Annotated in this window: 17 protein-coding genes; 3 read left to right on the top strand and 14 right to left on the bottom strand. The window is 72.4% G+C overall.

Translation table 11 applies throughout. From position 1 onward, the window contains the following. Positions 1-80: 80 nt before the first annotated feature. Positions 81-1061: a ubiquinone anaerobic biosynthesis protein UbiU gene (ubiU, locus tag GGD88_RS14640; RefSeq protein ID WP_246423791.1), complete on the bottom strand. Its 981-nt coding sequence runs from the start codon at positions 1059-1061 to the stop codon at positions 81-83. A gap of 72 nt (positions 1062-1133) precedes the next feature. Further along, positions 1134-1784, bottom strand: coding sequence for an SCP2 sterol-binding domain-containing protein (locus GGD88_RS14635; protein WP_184436749.1), 651 nt, complete (start codon positions 1782-1784; stop codon positions 1134-1136). Between the two features lie 254 nt (positions 1785-2038). Between GGD88_RS14635 and GGD88_RS14630 the strand changes: the two genes are divergently transcribed. From GGD88_RS14630 to GGD88_RS14620, 3 genes are all read left to right on the top strand, one after another. Continuing rightward, positions 2039-2533: a TspO/MBR family protein gene (locus GGD88_RS14630; RefSeq protein WP_343056382.1), complete on the top strand. Its 495-nt coding sequence runs from the start codon at positions 2039-2041 to the stop codon at positions 2531-2533. Between the two features lie 142 nt (positions 2534-2675). After that, entirely contained in the window at positions 2676-3149 is a 474-nt protein-coding gene (locus GGD88_RS14625) for a NifB/NifX family molybdenum-iron cluster-binding protein (protein ID WP_184436746.1), read from the top strand. 469 nt (positions 3150-3618) lie between these two features. Continuing rightward, complete coding sequence (locus GGD88_RS14620; protein WP_184436745.1) at positions 3619-4149, top strand: REP-associated tyrosine transposase; 531 nt, start codon at positions 3619-3621, stop codon at positions 4147-4149. Positions 4150-4670: 521 nt separating this feature from the next. Here GGD88_RS14620 and GGD88_RS14615 read toward each other — a convergent pair. The 12 genes from GGD88_RS14615 to tssA all read right to left on the bottom strand — a co-directional run bounded on the left by GGD88_RS14615 (position 4671) and on the right by tssA (position 17675). After that, positions 4671-4919, bottom strand: a complete 249-nt coding sequence (locus tag GGD88_RS14615; RefSeq protein ID WP_184436744.1) for a hypothetical protein — start codon at positions 4917-4919, stop codon at positions 4671-4673. 102 nt (positions 4920-5021) lie between these two features. After that, positions 5022-5330 carry a DUF190 domain-containing protein gene (locus GGD88_RS14610; RefSeq protein ID WP_184436743.1) on the bottom strand — a complete coding sequence of 103 codons (309 nt, stop codon included), beginning with the start codon at positions 5328-5330 and terminating at the stop codon, positions 5022-5024. A 12-nt stretch (positions 5331-5342) separates the two neighbouring features. After that, positions 5343-6329 carry a sodium-dependent bicarbonate transport family permease gene (locus tag GGD88_RS14605; RefSeq protein ID WP_184436742.1) on the bottom strand — a complete coding sequence of 329 codons (987 nt, stop codon included), beginning with the start codon at positions 6327-6329 and terminating at the stop codon, positions 5343-5345. Further along, entirely contained in the window at positions 6326-7345 is a 1020-nt protein-coding gene (gene lhpI / locus GGD88_RS14600; protein ID WP_184436741.1) for a bifunctional Delta(1)-pyrroline-2-carboxylate/Delta(1)-piperideine-2-carboxylate reductase, read from the bottom strand. Before lhpI ends, GGD88_RS14605 begins: the two co-directional genes overlap by 4 nt. An 865-nt stretch (positions 7346-8210) precedes the next feature. Further along, positions 8211-9308, bottom strand: a complete 1098-nt coding sequence (gene tssG / locus GGD88_RS14595) for a type VI secretion system baseplate subunit TssG (RefSeq protein WP_184436739.1) — start codon at positions 9306-9308, stop codon at positions 8211-8213. After that, positions 9305-11131, bottom strand: coding sequence for a type VI secretion system baseplate subunit TssF (tssF, locus tag GGD88_RS14590; RefSeq protein ID WP_184436737.1), 1827 nt, complete (start codon positions 11129-11131; stop codon positions 9305-9307). The genes tssG and tssF overlap by 4 nt, the downstream gene beginning before the upstream one ends. Beyond that, positions 11124-11633 carry a type VI secretion system baseplate subunit TssE gene (gene tssE, locus GGD88_RS14585; RefSeq protein WP_184436731.1) on the bottom strand — a complete coding sequence of 170 codons (510 nt, stop codon included), beginning with the start codon at positions 11631-11633 and terminating at the stop codon, positions 11124-11126. Before tssE ends, tssF begins: the two co-directional genes overlap by 8 nt. 4 nt (positions 11634-11637) lie before the next feature. After that, positions 11638-12486, bottom strand: coding sequence for a type VI secretion system accessory protein TagJ (locus tag GGD88_RS14580; protein ID WP_184436730.1), 849 nt, complete (start codon positions 12484-12486; stop codon positions 11638-11640). A 52-nt stretch (positions 12487-12538) separates the two neighbouring features. After that, a complete protein-coding gene (gene tssC / locus GGD88_RS14575; RefSeq protein ID WP_184436729.1) occupies positions 12539-14191 on the bottom strand; it encodes a type VI secretion system contractile sheath large subunit in 1653 nt (550 codons plus the stop codon). 22 nt (positions 14192-14213) lie between these two features. Further along, the gene (tssC, locus tag GGD88_RS14570) at positions 14214-15713 is read right to left on the bottom strand and encodes a type VI secretion system contractile sheath large subunit (RefSeq protein WP_184436723.1); all 1500 of its coding nucleotides are present in this window, start codon (positions 15711-15713) and stop codon (positions 14214-14216) included. Next, positions 15710-16249 carry a type VI secretion system contractile sheath small subunit gene (gene tssB, locus GGD88_RS14565; RefSeq protein ID WP_184436722.1) on the bottom strand — a complete coding sequence of 180 codons (540 nt, stop codon included), beginning with the start codon at positions 16247-16249 and terminating at the stop codon, positions 15710-15712. Before tssB ends, tssC (GGD88_RS14570) begins: the two co-directional genes overlap by 4 nt. Positions 16250-16511: 262 nt before the next feature. Beyond that, positions 16512-17675: a type VI secretion system protein TssA gene (tssA, locus tag GGD88_RS14560; RefSeq protein ID WP_184436717.1), complete on the bottom strand. Its 1164-nt coding sequence runs from the start codon at positions 17673-17675 to the stop codon at positions 16512-16514. Positions 17676-17689 lie beyond the last annotated feature (14 nt).

Raw genomic sequence — 17689 nt, 5'->3', positions numbered from 1 at the left:
GCGCAGCGTCGGAACAAGGCGGTTGGGGGCGGTGTTGGTGTCGGTGTTGATGTCGGGGTCGGGGCAGGCGCGCATCGGCCTCAGTGCCAGGTGCCGACGTAGACCCCGGTGGTGCCGCCGCCGCCCTCCATGAAGGGCCGGGCGGCCGACGGGTCGGTGGCCTGGCCGTGGATGGCGGCCTTGAGGGTCTTGACCACCTGGGCCACATAGGCCTTGCCGCGCTGGCGGCCTTCCACCTTCAGCGCGGTCACCCCGGCGCGGGCGAAGTCCGGCAGCAGCGGGGTGGCGTCCAGGCTGCACGGGTCCTCGAACAGGTGCATCTCGCGGCCCTGCACCTGGTAGCGGCCCTTGCACGGCGTGGGGTAGCCGGCCTGCTCGCCGGCGCCGAAACGGTTCACGGTGAAGTGCCCCAGGCGCGAGATCATGATCTCGCCCTGTTCCTCGTAACGCACATGGCTGGCGGGCGAGCAGGCGCCGTCCTTGTTGGGCGACACGCCGGTGGCGTAGGACGACATCGAACAGCGCCCCTCGGCCATCACGCACAGGCCGCCAAACACGAACACCTCGGTCTCGACATCCGGTACCGCCGCGATCAGGGCCGCGATCTGCTCCACCGTCAGCACGCGCGGCAACACCACACGGCGGATGTTGAAGGCGTCGCGGTAGAACCGCACCGCCGGCGCGTTGGAGGCCGAGGCCTGCACCGACAGATGCAGCCGCAGGTCCGGATGGCGCTTGGCGGCGTAGCCGGCCAGGCCCATGTCGCAGAGGATCACCGCGCCCGCCCCGGCCTCGGCGCAGATATCGACGTTGCGCCGCCACAGGCTGTCGTCGCCGGCGTCGGGATAGGTGTTGATGGCGATCATCGGGCGCGCGCCCCGGGCCTTGCAGGTCTGGATGGCGTCGCCGAGTTCCTTCTCCGAGAAGTTCAGGCCGGGGAAGTTGCGCGCGTTGGTGCGGTCGCGGAAGCCGAAGTAGACCGCGTCGGCGCCGGCGTCGATGGCGGCGGTCAGGGCGGCCGGGGTGCCGGCGGGGCAGACCAGTTCCATGGGGGCTGTCATCGCATGTCCTCTTCGGGCTCTGGAACGCGGGGCGCGCCCCCCGGACCGGGGCGCGGGGGACTCGGCCGGAGGTCAGCTCGCGCGCCGGCGCTGGGTGCGCTGCATCTGGGCTTCCATGCGCGACAGCCGGCCCTCCTGGCGGGCCAGTTCGGTGCGCAGCGGGGCCAGCAGGGCGTCCTGCACGGTGGCCAGATCGCGGCTGGCGGCGGCGTGCACGCGCTGGCCGACGCGCAGCAGGCGCGGCAGCGCCGGCCCCACCGGCCACGGCACGGCGCGGGCCACGTCGTCGAGGCCGGCGCCGGTGTCCTCCAGGGCGTAGCGCAGCGCCATCACCAGGCTGGTGTCGCCCTCGATGGTCAGGGCGCGGGCGAAGAACGAGGCGTCGCCGTCCATGCCCTCGGTATCCAGCATCGCGGTCAGGGTCTCCAGCGGCGCGCGCACGGCGGCCACCGCGCCCATGGCCTCGCGGTTGTCGGAGGGAATCAGGTCGAGCGCCAGCGCGCCGTCGTCGATGTCCAGCGCCACCGCCACCGGGTGGCCCGCCGGCACGATCGCCAGCCGCCCGCTCAGGCCCGACAGCCGGTCGCCCAGGCGTGGCCCCAGGTCGCGGGCGAGGCCGTCCAGCACCGGACGCGCCACGGTGCGCAGGGCCGGCAGCGGGATCGGGCGCAGCAGCAGGCCGACCAACAGGCCGGGCGAGAAGGTGCGGACAGGCTGAGACATGACAAACCACCTTGCGGGAGGCAACCGGACACCGGCCGGACGGCGGGACGCACCTGGTGCCGCCCGGTAGACCCGTAGTATTAATGCGGACTTATCGCCCCGACAAGGCCCCCCGACAAGGCCTCCCGACGTGGCCCGCCCGGGGTCCGGACAGGCGACCGATGCGGCCCCGGCGGCCCGGGGGTCGCGCCGGACCGCCGGTCGCGCTATACCGGCGGGTGCCCAGTCCGCCCTTCCGACAACGGAGCCGTTCCGTGGAGACCGAGTCCCTGATCGCCCTCGCCGTCATCCTGGCGGCCAGCTTCCTCACCGCCTCGACCGCCGCCGTGTTCCGGCCCGGTCCCTGGTATGCCAGCCTCGCCAAGCCCTCCTGGGTGCCGCCGAACTGGCTGTTTCCGCCGGCCTGGGCGCTCATGTACGCCCTCATGTCGGCGGCGGCGTTCCTGGTGTGGCTGTTCGCCGCCCCGGGCGAGGGCACCACGGCGCTGACCGTCTACGGCATCCAGCTTGTGCTCAACGCGCTGTGGTCGCCGATCTTTTTCGGGCTGCGCCGCATGGGATGGGCGTTCGTCGCGGTGATGGCGCTGTGGCTCGCGGTGCTGGCGACCACGCTGCTGTTCTTCCAGGTGAACTACTGGGCCGGGCTGATGTTCCTGCCCTACCTGCTATGGGTCACCTTCGCGAGTTTCCTCAATCTTACCATGTGGCGCCTGAACCGGCGCGGCGCGGGCGCCACGGCTGGCGCCTGAGTGGGGCGCCTGATCCCGCGCAAACCGCGTGCGGCCTGCGATTGAGAATCGTTATGTCGCCGGCGGCGCGGCGGCGGTATAGGGGAGCAGGGGTGTTCGGCGCCCCGCCCCCTGTTTCACCGCCGTCGCGAGGGATCCCAGCATGCGAATCGGGTTCACCAGCCAGAACTTCCGCACCATCACCGGCCACGCTGGACGCACCCGGCGGTTCCTGGTCTACGACCTGGCCGCGGACGGCAGCGCGACCGAGGTCGAGCGCCTGGACCTGCCCATGGAGATGTGCATGCATGCCTTCCACGGGCAGGGTCCGCATCCGCTCGACACCCTGGACGTGCTGGTCACCAAGGAGTGCGGCCCGGACTTCGTCACCCGCATGGCCCGGCGCGGCGTCACCGTGGTGGTCAGCGCCGAGGATACCGATCCGGCCAGCGTGCTGCGCGGCATCGCCGAGGGCCGGGTGGACGTGCGTGCGCCGGCCGTGGTGGCGCCCCATACCCACGATCATGACTACGACCTCGACCATGGGCACGACCATGGGCACTGCTGTAGCGATGGCCATGGCCACGGACATGGTCATGGGGCTGGCCGGGGTCGGGGGCGCGCCCGGGCGGTGTGAGGCCGACATGCGCCCCCGCGGGAGCGGGGGCGCGAGACCCAGTCCATTCTCGGTCTTTCTCGGTCCCACGCTCCCGCGTGGGACCCGGCGCACCCCCTGCGCCCCCGCGGGAGCGGGGGCGCGAGAGTCCGGGTCTTTCTCGGTCCCACGCTCCTGCGTGGGACCCGGCGCGCCCCATGCGCCCCCGCGGGAGCGGGGGCGCGAGACCCAGTCCTTTCTCGGTCCCACGCTCCTGCGTGGGACCCGGCGCGCCCCTTGCGCCCCCGCGGGAGCGGGGGCGCGAGACCCAGTCCTTTCTCGGTCCCACGCTCCCGCGTGGGACCCGGCGCACCCCCTGCGCCCCCGCGAGAGCCGGGGCGCGAGACTCTTAGCCTGTCTTGGTCCCGCGCTCCCGCGTGGGACCACGCGCCATTCCATGCGATTGATCGTGGATCATGGCGTAAGGGTATCATTGCGGGTATGCTCGGGCATGCCCCGGTCGCGCTATCGGATCCTCGACCCCGCCGCGCCCCACTTCCTGACCTGCACGGTGGTGGGATGGCTGCCTCTGTTCTCGGATCCCGCCAACGCGCGTCTTGTTCTGGACTGCCTCGCGCACATGCAACGACAGGGCCGGCTGACCCTCTTCGGCTACGTGATCCTGGAGAACCACTGCCATTTTGTGGCCCAGGCGGAGGACCTCGCCCGTTCGGTCTCGGCGTTCAAGTCGTTCACGGCGACCAGCATCGTCAAGCGTCTGGCTGTAGACCGTCCGGCCGTCCTCCAGGGTCTCCGGGCCGAGAAGGACCGTCACCGGATCGACCGGGAGCACCAGGTCTGGCAGCACGGCGCCCACCCGAAGATGATCGAGGGCGAGGCCATGATGCATCAGAAGCTGGACTACCTGCATGCCAACCCGGTCCGGCGTGGTTATGTTGATGACCCTGTGCACTGGCGCTATTCGAGTGCCCGGACGTATGCGGGGGAGGAGGGTCTCATCCCGGTGACGACGACGTGGTGAGCGGCGGCTGTGCGGGAGCCTGCGTGTTGAAGGGCGCATCTGCACACCGGGCGCCCCCGCGGGAGCGGGGGCGCGAGACCCGGTCCTTTCTGGGTCCCCCGCTCCCGCGTGGGACCACGCGTGCCTCTTGCGCCCCCGCGGGAGCGGGGGCGCGAGACCCGGTCCTTTCTGGGTCCCACGCTCCCGCGTGGGACCGTACGTGCCCTTTGCGCCTCCGCGGGAGCGGGGGCGCGAGACCCGGTCCTTTCTGGGTCCCCCGCTCCCGCGTGGGACCGCGCGTGCCCTTTGCGCCTCCGCGGGAGCGGGGGCGCGAGACCCGGTCCTTTCTGGGTCCCACGCTCCCGCGTGGGACCGCACGTGCCCTTTGCGCCCCCGTGGGAGCGGGGGCGCGAGACCAAGTCCTTTCTGGGTCCCCCGCTCCCGCGTGGGACCACGCGTGCCCGCTGCGCCCCCGCGGGAGCGGGGGCGCGAGACCCGGTCCTTTCTCGGTCCCACGCTCCCGCGTGGGACCTGCGGGCGCGTCAGTCCGTGACGGTATCCAGGGTATAGCCGTCCAGGCACGACGGCTCGCCGGTCAGGCTCCACTCCGGCTCGCGCTTGTCGGCGGCGCCGAACGGCAGGAACCCGTCCTCCACGCAGACACAGCGATGAGTCTGGCAGTACAGCGTCAGGTGGGTGGCGTCGTCCATCTCCGCGCCCGGCCCGCCGCTGCCGCAGGCGGCAAGGGGGGCCAGGGCCAGCAGCACGGCGGCGAGGCGGGAGCGCGGCATGGGCGGGGTCTCCGAAACGGGGCGCGCGGCGGGATCGCGCGGTGCTTAGCACGGTCGCGGCCGCGCCGTCACCGTCCAGCCCGCTGCGTGCAGGGTTCTGCCCTAGAACCGCTCGCGGCGCAGCACCTGAACGTCCGAGACGCAGACCACGCCCTGCCAGGTGCCCAGCATCGGCTTGATGCCCTCCAGGATGGCGTCGGCGCGCTCGGCGTTGGTGATGACCACCACCTGCACCATGTGCTGGGCGTCGATGGGCAGGCCCTCGTCCCACACTCCGTCCTGGCCGCCGCCCTGGAGGGTCGGCAGCACGGTATAGCCGGTCGCCCCTGTGCTCTTGATGAGCCGCAGCACGCGCGGCAGCAGGGGGCGCTCTATGAACAGCTCGATCTTCTTGCGTCCGAACGTCTCCATGGCCGCGCCCCCCTAGCTTGCCACCGTGGTGGCGACGAAGTGATACAGCGGGATGCCTACCACCAGGTTGAACGGGAAGGTCACCCCCAGCGACAGGGTCAGGTACAGCGCCGGATTGGCCTGCGGCAAGGCCAGCCGCATGGCCGCCGGCACGGCGATGTAGGAGGCGCTGGCCGCCAGCACCATCAGTAGCGCCACTCCGCCCGCCGACAGCCCGACCAGAACGCCCGAGACCAGGCCCAGGACGGCCCCGATCAGCGGCATGTACAGCCCGAACGCCACCACCGCCGGCGACAGCCCCTTGGCGTCGCGGAAGCGGCGCGCGGTCACCAGCCCCATGTCCAGCAGGAAGAAGCACAGCACCCCGGTGAACGGGCCGACGATGAACGGCTCCAGCGCCGCCTTGCCCTCGGCCCCGGTGATCCAGCCGATCACGAAGGCGCCGACCAGCACCACCACGCTGCCATTGAGGAAGATCTCGCGCCACAGTTCGCCGCCGCCGTTGCCGGCGTCCTCCTGGGTGGCGGTTCCGGCGCGGCGCGCCAGCCACAGGCCGACCAGGATGGCCGGGGTCTCCATGACCGCCGCGGTGGCGACCATGAAACCCTCGAAGTCGGTGCCCAGACGGGTCAGCATCAGGGTGGCGGTCACGAAGGTCACCAGACTGATGGAGCCGTAGTGCGCCGCCACCGCGGCCGCGTCGGGCACCCGCAGGCGGGTGGTCGCCTTCAGCGCGGCGAAGGCGATCAGCGGCATCAGCGCACTGAGCACCATGCCGGCGGCCAGGGTGGCGACCAGCACCCCGCTCAGGCCGTGGCTCGCCATGATGGCCCCGCCCTTGAAGCCGATCGCCAGCATCAGATAGAGCGACAGGCCCTTGGCGATGGCCTCCGGGATGGTCAGGTCCGAGCGGGCGAACCCGGCCAGCAGGCCCAGGGCGAAGAACAGCACCGGCGCGGACAGCAGGTTGCCGGCGGCCAGCGACAGCAGATCCATCATGTGTCGGCCATCCCCTTGGTGTGGCGCTTCGAGTGACTCTCGTAGGCCAGCGCGGCGCCGGCCAGGTCCTCCAGGGCGGTCCCGGTGGACTTGAACAGGGTGATCTCGTCGTCTCCGCCGCGGCCCGGCCGGTCGCCCCGGCAGAGCTGGAACAGGTCGCCCTGGATGGCGTCGCGGGTCAACGCGCCGTCGCGCAAAGGGTCCACCAGGTCGCCGCTCTCGACCAGGGCGCCGTCGGTGTCGACGAACACGCGGGACCGGCGGATCGCGTCGTCGTCGGTCTCGCGCATGTGCGGGGTGAAGCTGCCGGCCAGGTCCAGGTGCTGACCGGCCCGCAGGCGGGCGCCCGGCACCACCCCGTGGGTCGCGGAGGTGGCGCAGGAGATCACGTCGGCGGCCGCCAGCCCGGCGTCCAGCGAGTCGACGGCCTGCACGGTCGCCTCGGGCAGGTCCGGGGCGACGGCCTCGGCGACGGCGGCGGCCTTGGCGGCGTCGCGGCCCCACACCAGCACGCGCCGGTACGGTCGCACCGCGGCGTGGTGGCGGATAAAGTGCGGCGCCAGCGCGCCGGTGCCGACCATCAGCAGGGTTTCGGCGTCGGGTCGGGCCAGGGTGTCCGCGGCCAGGGCGGAGGCGGCGGCGGTGCGCAACCGCGTCAGCAGGGTGCCGTCGATCAGCGCCAGCGGCCGGCCGCTGCCGGCCTCGGCCAGGTAGTAGAGCGCGGTCACGGCCGACAGGTCACGGCGGGCCGGGTTGTCCGGAAACACGGTGGCGATCTTGACCCCGATGTAGCCCGTCTCGGCGTTCTGCCCCGGGATCTGCCCCGGGGTCTGCCCCGGGATCTGCCAGGCCGGCATCAGCAGCAGGGTGCCGGGGCGTTCCCCTGTGTGCGCCGGCAGCGTGTGATGATGGCGCAACGGCGCCTCGGCACCGGTGGCGAACATGGCGCGCAGGGCCTCGACCAGGGCGCGGGGCGTGACGGCGCGGGCGAGGGCGTCGGCGTCCAGGTGCAGCATGGGGCGCGGCTCGCTGTGTGCGGGGAATGGGGACGGGGGCAGCGTGCCCGGGTGTCATACCGCAGCGCGAAAGCAATGGAAAGGGAGCGGTGCGGCCGCGCCCCCGCGGGAGCGGGGGCGCGAGAGCCTCTCCTTTCTCGGTCCCCCGCTCCGGCGGGGGACCGCGCGCAGCCCGGGCGCCCCCGCGGGAGCGGGGGCGCGAGAGCCCTTCCTTTCTCGGTCCCCCGCTCCGGCGGGGGACCACGCGTGCCCCCTGCGCCCCCGCGGGAGCGGGGGCGAGAGAGCCCATCCTTTCTCGGTCCCCCGCTCCGGCGGGGGACCACGCGCAGCCCGGGCGCCCCCGCGGGAGCGGGGGCGCGAGAGCCTCTCCTTTCTCGGTCCCCCGCTCCGGCGGGGGACCGCGCGCAGCCCGGGCGTCCCCGCGGGAGCGGGGGCGCGAGAGCCCATCCTTTCTCGGTCCCCCGCTCCAGCGTGGGACCCGGCGCACCCCCTGCGCCCGCGCGGGAGCGGGGCGCGAGAGCCCATCCTTTCTCGGTCCCCCGCTCCGGCGGGGGACCACGCGTGCCCCCTGCGCCCCCGCGGGAGCGGGGGCGCGAGAGCCTCTCCTTTCTCGGTCCCCCGCTCCGGCGGGGGACCACGCGTGCCCCCTGCGCCCCCGCGGGAGCGGGGGCGCGAGAGCCCTTCCATTCTCGGTCCCCCGCTCCGGCGGGGGACCACGCGCAGCCCGGGCGCCCCCGCGGGAGCGGGGGCGCGAGAGCCCATCCTTTCTCGGTCCCCCGCTCCGGCGGGGGACCACGCGCAGCCCGGGCGCCCCCGCGGGAGCGGGGCGCAAGAGCCTCTCCTTTCTCGGTCCCCCGCTCCCTCGTCATGCCGGTGCCGTGTCCGTGCCGGGCTCCATGTCCCGGATGCGGAACACCGCGTCCTCCGCGTCGCGGCGCGGGGTTTCGTGCACCAGCCAGGTGTTCCAGCCCAGGCGCGGACCGTCGCCGCCGGGGTCCGGCCCCGCCGGCATCCGCAGCCGGGGCACCGCCGCCTTCGCCAGCACCACCTGCACGTCAAAGGCGAATTCCGGCCCCACGTACAGCCGGGCCAGCGCGGCGAGCCGCTGCAGGTGCGGGCCGTCCGGCTGGAAGCGGCGGAAGTCGGCCCAGTCCAGCGGCCCGACCCGCAGGCGGAAACCACCCTGGACGTCCCACACCCGGCTGCCGGCCACGGTGTCGATGCCCAGCCGGCAGCCCGTCGGATCGCCCAGCCTGGTCTGTTCCTCCGGCGGCAGGGTGAGCCAGCGGCCCTGGAACTGCTGCACCGCCACCGGCCGGCCGAACGCGTCGCTGAGGATCTGCTCCAGACCCACCGCCGACGGCGGTCGGTGCGCGTAGTGCCCGCCGTAATAGACGATGCGTTCGTCCGGCACCGGCAGGCGGCCTTGCAGGCCGGGCAGCCCGAGGCCGACCAGCGACAGCAGCACCGTGGTGACCGCATCGACGGTGCCGTCGTCGGGCTTCAGTTCGTAGGAGAGGTCGAGCCGGTACTTGGCCGTGGCGCGCCAGAACTGCGACAACAGGCGATGGTTGAACAGGTCGAAGAAGGCCTGCAATGCCGTGTCGTGCGACCGCGACCGCTGCATCACCAGCTCGGTATAGTGCTGCGGCAGCGCGCCGTTGGGACCGGTCAGGCCGAAGAAGGTGGCGGCCACGCGCGGCACGCCGTCGGCGCCGGCGTCGCGTCGGCGCGGCGGCGCCACCTGTCCCGGCTGGAAGCCCAGCGACTGGTGGGCGATCAGGCGGACGGCCTCCTGGTCCGGCGGCGCGTCGCCGCCCACCGGGCGGCCGGTGCCGGCGCGGCGGCCCTCGCGCTGCCACAGCCGCACCGCCTGCACGAAGTCGAAGCGGTGCGGCGCGGCCGCCAGTCGCGCGGCCACCCCGTCGCGTCGCGGCGCCGGGTCGTCTGGCGGCGCGCTCACAGCATCACCCGCGTGCCCGAGCGCGGCGCGAAACGCCGCAGCACGCCGGGGCGGCCGCGCACCGACACCGACAGCCGCGTGAACGAATTGAGGGAGCAGTACAGCCCCAGGAAGCGGTCCAGCACGCTGGCGAACAGGAAGGTGCCGACCCCCGGGGTGGCGCGCTCGTCCAGGTCCAGCGCCACGTCGAGCCCGCGCGCCATGGCGGCGCCGACGCGGGCGTGGGTGCGCGCCACCCCGTGCACCGCCGACAGGCCGACGACGCTCTCGATCAGCGCCTGCGTCTCCGGCGCGCCGCGCACGTCGTACAGCGTCAGGATCTCGCGCAGGGCCTGCACCGCCTCGGGTCCGCCGGCGAGCGAGAGATGGTTCAACGCCAGATGCGACACCAGCCGCCAGCGCCCGCCCGGTCCCCCGGCCGGCCGCAACGTCCGGGTCGGGGCCGTCAGCGCGGTCACCCCGGTGACCGCCGCGGTGGCCTCGGTCAGCGCGAGGCGCGGATTGCCGCCGCCGAACGGAAGCTGGTTGGGCAGATCGCGGTTGAGGCATAGGGTCTCGACCGACAGCACCCAGCCGTCCCGGTTGGCGCGGGCGAAGTCCATGTCCACCAGGCCGAGCCACACCTCGGTGCCGCCGTCGTCGGTGACCCCGGCGCGGCGGTCCGCCATCCAGTACCAGGGCGGGCCGTCGTCGGCGCCGCCAGCCCCGTGGGTCATGCCGTAGAACGGCTGCACCGCCACCGTCTCGTCGGTGGGCGCGGTCGCCAGCACCCGCTCGACCCGGTAGACCTCCATGCCCTTGGGCCGGCGGGCGTCGGGGATGACGCGGTAGTCCGGCTGGGTCTGGGTGATTTCGATCGGCTCGGCGCGCTGGCGCAGCAGGTTGACCACGGGGGTGCAGCCGAGCGCGAAGCTGCCGGCGGACACGGTGCGCTCCAGGTCGCCGAAGGTCCGGTCGAGGTAGACGAAGACCTCCAGGGTGTTGCCGGCGTCCAGCATCACCTTGGCGTCCAGCCCGGTCAGGTCGACGAACAGGAACTTCTCGGGAAAGGCGAAGAACTCGCTCAGCAGCCGGTAGCCGGGGGCCGAGCGCGCCGACCACGGCAGCAGTCCCTCGTCCTCCTCGAACCCCACCGGCTTCAGCACCTCGGGTCCCAGGATCACCGGGCTGCGGTCCTCGGGCGTATCGGCCAGGGCCACCGAGACCGCGTTGTTGAGCAGCAGTTCGTAGAGCGGATAGGCCTCGTGCGCGGCGCCGCGCAGGAACAGCCGCAGGCGGTCGACGCCCAGCTTGGAGACCGTCTGCTCCGGCTGCACGCAGCGCACGGTCAGCCGCAGGCAGGCGACGGCGTTGGCGGCGCGCGGGTTGTTGGGGGCCTGGAAGGGCCGCGCCGCCAGCGACGCCTGGGCGACCTCCACCGGCCACAGGGTGGTGTCGAAGCCGGTGCGGAAGCGGCACGGCTCGCCGTGCGCCGAACTGGTGTCGATCTCGGTGCCGCGCGGCACCCGGTAGGCCCCCGACAGGTCGGGCTGGCAGGTCATCCCGACCACCGCCATGGACGGGATCGGCGCCAGGTAGTGCGGGTACAGCACCCCCAGCAGCGCGTCCGTCAGCTCCGGGAACGTATCGTCCAGCTTGAGCCGGATGCGCCCGGTGAGGAAGGCGACGCTCTCGATCAGCCGGGCGACGTGCGGGTCTTCGGCCACCGTCTCGGACAGCCGCAGGCGGCCGGCGACCTTCGGGTTGGCGGCGGCAAAGGCCCCGGCCAGGCGGCGGATGGCGGTCAGTTCGGCCTGATAGTGCGGCAGCAGGTCATCAACCATGATCGGCGCTCCGCACCTCCATGTCGCGGGTCACCGGATCCAGAAAACTGTCGAACACCACCGGCTCCGGCGACGGATAGGCCCGCATCAAGGCCTCGATGCGGAAGCACAGGCGGCGGTCCATGGGCTCGCTCTCGCCGGCCATCGACACCGACACCTGAAGGAATCGCGGCTCGAACCGGCGGATGGTGTCCTCGACCGCCGCGCGCAACAGCTCGCGGTGTTCCGGCGCCGCCATGTCCTCGCCGGTGAAGTCGGGAATGCCGTAGTCCATCACCGACAGGCGCACCTCGTCGAGGTCCGGCGGCGGCGAGATACAGCGCTGACGGGTGTTCAGCAGCATTTCCAGGTCGCGCCGCACCGCCCGGCGCAGCGCTTCCACCTGGCGCGCGATGGGCAGCGCCTGGCCGGTGGCGCCGGCCTCACCGTCGTCCTGGAGGCGGTCGAGCAGCGACGGCAGCGGCGGTTGCTTGAGCGCGCCATAGGACGAGGCGGGGGCCATCGCCTCAGGCCCCCGGCTCGCCGGCGGGGTCCTCGGTCGCGGCCGGGGCGTTGGCCGGCAGCTCCAGCGCCCCCAGGTCCATGATCGGGTGGTCCTGCTCGCCCACCAGCCAACAGCGCTGGCCGAGACCGAACACCGGCCCGTCGTCGTCCCCCAGCCATTCCGTGACCCGCCCCAGCAGGTGGTCGGCGCGCGGCGCGGCGCCCGGCGGGGGCACGTACAGGGCGGGGATGAACACCTCGCCCTCGGGACCCTCGGCCACGGTCAGCGAGGCCCGTCGCCAGATCAGGTCGCGGGGCCGCTCCGGCGTGTGGAACTCCAGGCTGATGACGCTGTCGAACCCGATCCAGTAGTAACTGCCGCTCGAGGCGATCACCTCCAGCACCCCGGCGGTCAGGTCGTCCAGGTCGCGCAGGTCGTCGAACGGCGCTCCGTCCCGGGTGCCGGCGACCACCGGGCGCGCCGCCTCGGCCGCGGCCAGCATGTCGCGCACCCCGGCGGTGTCGCCGGCGCGCAGGGCGGCCAGGGCGCGCAGGTGGGCTTGCAGGCAGGCGCTCGGCTGGCCGACGAACTCGGGCGCGCGGCCCTCGCGGAACACCTGCTCGCGCACGATGGCGCCGCGCAGCACGCGCCGGAACAGGGCGATGCCCACGGTGTGCTCGGTGTCCTGGCGGCCGACCACCTCCATCATCTTGTCGGCGCGCTCCAGCTCGTTCTGGAAGCACAGCATCTCCGCCAGACGGGCGCGCGCCTGGACGTCGGTGGGGCTCCCCTTGACGGCGGCGGTCAGGGCGGCGACGGCGCCGTCCAGGTCGCCGGACTGGAACAGCGCGGTGGCGGTGCTGGCGGTCATGGTGGTGATCCCCCGGTCGGCAGGCGGCGATGACGGGCCGCGCCCGGACCCCTCAGGCCCGGGCGCGCAACGGCGTGGTGTCCAGCTCCAGCCGGAAGCTGCTGGAGACCTGGTCGATCTGGAAGTGCGGCACGACGTGGCAGACGCAGGAATAGGTTCCGGGCCGGCCGGGGATCTCCCGCACCGACACCGAGGCCTCGCGCAGCGGCCGGCGCGCCTTCTCCTCGAACGATGCGGTGGCACGGCTTTGCACGTACTGAACGATTCTCTCGTGCAGGTACAACTCGCACTCCGCCGGGCTGGCGAACGAGCCCACCTTGTCGCGCACCATCACCTTCAGCAGGTGGGCGAAGCGCGAGATGCAGAGCATGTAGTGCAGCATCGCGGACAGGCGGGCGTTCACCGTCGCCGGCGCCCGGTCGTAATGCTGCGGCTCCTGAAGCGAGCCCACGGCGCGCATGACCGCGAACGGCGTATGCTGGTGCGCGGCCAGCGGGATCAGGCCGATCTCGGCCAGCTCGCTCTCGCGCACCTCGGGCATGGCGACGGAAACCGGGATGCGCGGGGCGAGTCCGGGCCGGTCGGTGCCGAAGTCGGGGGCGGGCAGGTCCTCGACCAGGCCGCCGCCCAGTTCGTCGCGCCGCGCGCCGCGGATGTTGGCGAACCAGCGGCTCTCCAGGAAGGCGCGCACCGCCACCCGACCGAAGGCGAACACCGGCGCCGCCCACAGCCACGACGAGGCGTCGGGCGCCGAGACGTCCTCGGCGTAGCGGAACGGCTGGGTGCCGCGGCCGTCGTCGCGGTGGGCGTCGCGCATCAGCACGTCCGGCAGCATCACGCCCAGGAAGCGGCTGTCCTCGGCCTTGCGCAGGCTGCGCCAGCGGTCGTACTCGGGGCCGTCGAACAGGCCGGAGAGGCGGATCGGCGCGCTCAGTTCGCCGAAGTGGTCGAGCCCGAGCAGCGCGGGGGTCGCCCCCACCACCAGCGGGGCGAAGGCCGCCGCGCACACCCCGCCCATGGCCTGGAGCGCGGCCACGTCGTCGGTGGGGTGGTGGCGGTCCATGCGGTGCTGCACCGCGTAGTCGCCGAGCAGCAGGCTGTAGGGCTCGCCGCCGGGGGTGCCGAACTCGTCCTCGTAGATCTTCTGGAACATCTGGCTCTGGTCGAACTCCAGCGCCCGTTCCAGGTCGCGGCACAGCTCGCCCCAGCTCACGTTGAGAACGCGGATGCGGATCAGCTCGTCGCCCTGCGTGGACTCGACCAGATAGCGCAGGCCGCGCCAGGAGGATTCGAGGCGCTGGAAGGCCGGATGATGCAGGATCGCGTCCACCTGCGCGGACAGCAGGCGGTCCAGCACCGCGATGTCCCGGTCGAGGCCGGCGAGCAGGCGGTCGCGGTCGGACGTGCCGGCGCGCTCGGTCCCGACCCAGGCGATCAGCGCGAGGTCCCAGCGGTCCGCCGCCAGCAGACGGGCGAGAACCTCCAGCGCCGGGCTTTCGGGCTTGGGGGCTTCGGACGTTGCGGGCTCGGCCCCAGCCCCAGCCCCAGCCCCAGCCCCGGCGCCGGCCCCGACCTGGGGCCTGCGCAGGGCGCCGGCCAGCCCCGCGCGCAGGCGGGCCGCCCCGGCGGACGCGTCCCCGTGACCGGGCGCGGCCGCCGGCGGCGGGGCGAGGGTCGCGTTGTCGCCGGGAGCGGATGCCACCACGCCGGGACCCCCGCGACTCGCCCTAGGCCTGCTTCGGAATGCGGGCCACCAGCCGCATGGAGGTGGTCAGTTCCTCCAGTTGCAGCCACGGCCGCAGGTAGGCGACGGCGTTGTACGAGCCCGGCTGGCCCGGGATCTCGCGCACGTGCACCTCGGCCTCGCGCAAGGGGTACATGGCCCGCAGCTCCTGGTCCGCGCCCTCCTTGGCGTTGACGTAGTTGGTGATCCAGCGGTTCAGCCACGCCTCGACATCGGGCGCCTCCATGAAGGAGCCGATCTTGTCGCGCGCCATCACCTTGAGGTAGTGAGCGAACCGCGAGGTCGCCATGATGTAGGGCAGGCGCGCCGAGATGGCGGCGTTGGCGGTGGCCTCCGGCCGGTCGTACTTCTTCGGCTTCTGGGTCGTCTGGGCGCCGAAGAAGACGGCGTAGTCGGTGTTCTTGTAGTGGCACACCGGCAGGAATCCCAGCTTGGACAGTTCCGCCTCGCGCCGGTCGGTGATGCCGATCTCGGTCGGGCACTGGGTGTCGGTGTCGCCATCGTCGCTGACGAACTTGTGGGTCGGCAGCCCCTCCACCTTGCCGCCGCCCTCGGCGCCGCGGATGGCGGTACACCAGCCGTACTTGGCGAAGGCGTCGGTCAGGCGCGTGCCCATGGCATAGGATGCGTTCATCCAGCAGTAGTGCTCGTGGTCCATCTGCTTGGGGGTGCCATCGGCGTTGAACGGCGCCTCCTCGTAGGCGAACTCCTCGATGGTCCGGGTGGCCTCGCCGTAGGGCAGGCGCGCCAGCACCCGCGGCATGGTCAGGGTGACGAAGCGGCTGTCCTCGCTGTCGCGGAAGCCGCGCCACTTGTCGTACTCGATGGAGTCGAAAATCTTCGCGAGATCGCGCGGCTTGGACAGCTCGGTGAAGTCGTTGAGCCCGAACAGGCTGGGCGAGGCCGCCGAGATCAGCGGCGCGAAGGCCGCCGCCGCCACGTTCGACAGCCCCGAGAGCAGTTCCATGTCCTCGGGGTGGTTGGTGAACTCGATGTCGCCGATCAGGGCGCCGTACGGTTCGCCGCCGGGCGTGCCGAACTCGTTCTCGTAGATCTTCTTGAACAGGGTGCTCTGGTCGAACTCGACCGCCCGGGTCAGGTCCTTGTGCAGCTCGCGCTTGGTGGCGTTCAGCACCCGGATCTTGAGGTTGGTCGACGTCTCCGTGTTCATGATCAGGTAGTGCATGCCCCGCCAGGTGCCCTCGAGCTGGCGGAACTTGTCGTGGTGCATGATGGCCGCGAGCTGTTCGGATAGCTGGCGGTCGATCAGCGCGATGGCCTGGTTGAACGTCTGCGTCAGGTTGCGCGAGAAGGTGATCGTGCCCTTCATCGCCTGTTCCGTCAGGGTGCGGATCAGCTCCTGCGCGCGGTCGGGCTCGGTCTGCTTGGTGGCGGCGATGGCCTGGTCGAGCAGGCTTTCGGCCTCGGTCACGGTCGTTTCGGGGGCCGGCTGGCCCTGCTGGGCGTTCTGAACCTCGCTCATGCCTTGTCCCCTCCGTCAGCGGGCGCCGGCTCGCCCTCGGGGTTGACCCCCAGGGCGTCCTGGAGCGCGGCCAGGTCGTCCTTGTTCTGGAGCACCTTCTCCAGCAGCGCCTCCAGCTCCTCCGAGCGGTCGGCCTTGGACATCAGGTCGCGCAGCTTGTTGCGGGTCTCCATCAGCGACTTCAGCGCGGGCACCTGTTCGGCGACGCGGCCGGGCTCGAAGTCCTCCATGGAGCTGAATGACAGGCTGACCGGCATTTCGCTGCCGTCACCCTTCAGGGTGTTCTCGACTCGCAGGTTCAGGCCCGGGGTCATGCGCTGCATGACCTGGTCGAAATTGTCGCGGTCGATGGTCACGAACTTGCGGTCGCGCAGCGGCGGCAGCGGGCTGGTGGGATCGCCCGAGAACGACCCCAGCACGCCGACCACGAACGGCAGTTCCCGTTCGACGACCGCGCCTTCGGTTTCCACGTCGTACTTGATGTGGACACGGGGTTTGCGAACCCGCGCCAGCTTGCTATGCACACTCTCCGCCATCTTCGCCTCCCATCTGCTGGCCGGTCCGGCGCCGCCGGTTCAGGGGCGCGGCGCCGTCGGCGGGGCCGTGGTCGTGCATGTCCGCTCCCGGTCCCCGGTCCCCGCCCTGGTCCCGTCTCCGGGTCGGTCTGTGGGTCCGTCTGTGGGTCCTGCGTGTGGTCCGCCTCCCGCCGCATCGTCCGTGGGGGCCTTGGGGGCCGGCCGTGCCGCCCCCTGTGTGCTCCCCGTGCGGCCCTCATGCGACCGCCGTTCCGCGCCGCCCTCAGTAGGAGTCGCTGCTCTCCTCCGCCGGCGGATGGACGCCGGCCCGGATGTAAAAGGTCTGGCGTGCGTCCTCGTCCGGGATCAGCTCGGCCAGCAGCAGGTTGAGCGGCAGACGGCCGCGCCGCACCAGTTCCTCCAGCGTGTGCGGAATCACCGAGTGGGGCTCGGTCCGGCGGAAGAAGTCCGCGATCTTGAGGAGCTGGGAGAACGCCTGCTCGCGCGTCTGGATGGTCCCGGCCGCGGCCACCGAGACCCCGCCGGCCGCGGCACCGGCGCTGGCGCCGGCCTCGCCCGGGGCGGCCGCCTCGGCCGTCGCGGTGGCGTCGCCCTCGGCCGCGCCCGCGCCGCCGTCGGTCATGCCCTTGTTCCAGGTGCGCATGATGAAGGCGACGGTGTCGGCGATCTGTTCCAGCGTGCCGCTCAGATTGCTGGTGGGCGGCGCCTCGACGCCGCAGCGTTCGGTCAGGGCGGCGTCCATGCGCTTCAGGCTGTCGCGCGCCTCCTGCACCGTGGCGGCCAGGTCGGTGTAGAACGCCGCCGGCGTCTCCATCACCGCCTGCTCGAAGGTCTCGTAGGGCAGCGCCCCGGCCTCGATGCGGGCGCGCACCTTGTCCTCGTCGCCCAGCTTGCGCAGGTCGCTGGCCTGTTCGTACTGCCAGTGGCCGAAGGCGCCGGTCATGCCGTCGGTCAGCGGGATGCGGCGCAGCGGCGCGATCAGCACGCCGTCGCCGCCGGCGCCGTTGAGGCCGATCAGGTCGTTGATCTTGTCCTCGATCGAGTCTTCGACGGGCGGATAGAGGTCGTCCCAGTACTGCTCCACCAGGCCGGTGACCAGGTCGAAGCCGTCGCGCAGGCCGGCGAAGCCGTGGATGCGCACCGCCGCCTCGATCAGGAAGCAGACGATGCGCAGGTCTTTCGATTCGGTGGCGATGACCTTGGGCGCCCGCTCCAGGATGTCGCCCCATGCCTCCGGGATGCTGGCGCCGCCGCCGTCATCGTCCAGCACCATGTTGCGCTCGGCCGTCGAGGCGCTGCGCCGCAGGTCGCCCAGCGCATACAGGGCCGAGGTTCCCGACGACACCTCGCGCAGGTTGACGCCGGTCGGACCCTCGCCGTCGATCGGCGCCAGCATGGTGTCGATGTCGAGAACCCTGTCCACCATCTCACCGCTCGTTC

The organism is Roseospira goensis (genome assembly GCF_014197795.1).
Taxonomy (GTDB): Bacteria; Pseudomonadota; Alphaproteobacteria; order Rhodospirillales; family Rhodospirillaceae; genus Rhodospira; species Rhodospira goensis.
This window is presented reverse-complemented; position numbering and strand designations above follow the sequence as displayed.

Coding starts and splice junctions, on each gene's coding strand:
- tssF (WP_184436737.1), bottom strand. CDS start 11,131: ATGGTTGATGACCTGCTGCCGCACTATCAGGCCGAACTGACCGCCATC.
- tssE (WP_184436731.1), bottom strand. CDS start 11,633: ATGGCCCCCGCCTCGTCCTATGGCGCGCTCAAGCAACCGCCGCTGCCG.
- GGD88_RS14605 (WP_184436742.1), bottom strand. CDS start 6,329: ATGATGGATCTGCTGTCGCTGGCCGCCGGCAACCTGCTGTCCGCGCCG.
- GGD88_RS14580 (WP_184436730.1), bottom strand. CDS start 12,486: ATGACCGCCAGCACCGCCACCGCGCTGTTCCAGTCCGGCGACCTGGAC.
- GGD88_RS14620 (WP_184436745.1), top strand. CDS start 3,619: ATGCCCCGGTCGCGCTATCGGATCCTCGACCCCGCCGCGCCCCACTTC.
- tssC (WP_184436723.1), bottom strand. CDS start 15,713: ATGAGCGAGGTTCAGAACGCCCAGCAGGGCCAGCCGGCCCCCGAAACG.
- tssB (WP_184436722.1), bottom strand. CDS start 16,249: ATGGCGGAGAGTGTGCATAGCAAGCTGGCGCGGGTTCGCAAACCCCGT.
- GGD88_RS14610 (WP_184436743.1), bottom strand. CDS start 5,330: ATGGAGACGTTCGGACGCAAGAAGATCGAGCTGTTCATAGAGCGCCCC.
- tssA (WP_184436717.1), bottom strand. CDS start 17,675: ATGGTGGACAGGGTTCTCGACATCGACACCATGCTGGCGCCGATCGAC.
- GGD88_RS14625 (WP_184436746.1), top strand. CDS start 2,676: ATGCGAATCGGGTTCACCAGCCAGAACTTCCGCACCATCACCGGCCAC.
- GGD88_RS14635 (WP_184436749.1), bottom strand. CDS start 1,784: ATGTCTCAGCCTGTCCGCACCTTCTCGCCCGGCCTGTTGGTCGGCCTG.
- lhpI (WP_184436741.1), bottom strand. CDS start 7,345: ATGCTGCACCTGGACGCCGACGCCCTCGCCCGCGCCGTCACGCCCCGC.
- ubiU (WP_246423791.1), bottom strand. CDS start 1,061: ATGACAGCCCCCATGGAACTGGTCTGCCCCGCCGGCACCCCGGCCGCC.
- GGD88_RS14615 (WP_184436744.1), bottom strand. CDS start 4,919: ATGCCGCGCTCCCGCCTCGCCGCCGTGCTGCTGGCCCTGGCCCCCCTT.